Source organism: Streptomyces milbemycinicus (assembly GCF_002154605.1).
GTDB lineage: Bacteria > Actinomycetota > Actinomycetes > Streptomycetales > Streptomycetaceae > Streptomyces > Streptomyces milbemycinicus.
Genome location: NZ_MUNE01001000.1, coordinates 231 through 537, shown reverse-complemented (window position 1 = coordinate 537; position 307 = coordinate 231). Strand labels below are relative to the sequence as shown.

Below are 307 nucleotides of genomic sequence, written 5' to 3'. Positions count from 1 at the left end.
CATCTCACCGTCCGCGGCGGTGCACTCCATCAGATATGACAGCCGTGCGTGCTCGTCCACATGGCTCTGCACAAACACCGTGCAACGATCCGGGTCGAGCCCGGCTGCCAGCATCAGCGTGGCCGCCTGCCGGGTGAGCCGCCGCATCCGGGCCGGGTCGTGCTCCACGGTGAGGGCATGCAGATCGACGACGCAGAAGACGGCGTCGGCATTGTGCTGGTCCTCCTGGACCCACCGCCGTACGGCCCCGAGGTAGTTCCCGAGCGTCAGATGGCCCGTGGGCTGGATCCCACTGAAGATCCGCGGC

General features: G+C 67.8%; 1 pseudogene. It reads right to left on the bottom strand.

Features of this window, described 5'->3' with window-relative positions:
- Positions 1-300, bottom strand: a pseudogene (locus CCN51_RS58830) (tryptophan--tRNA ligase); the annotation flags it as partial.
- Positions 301-307 lie beyond the last annotated feature (7 nt).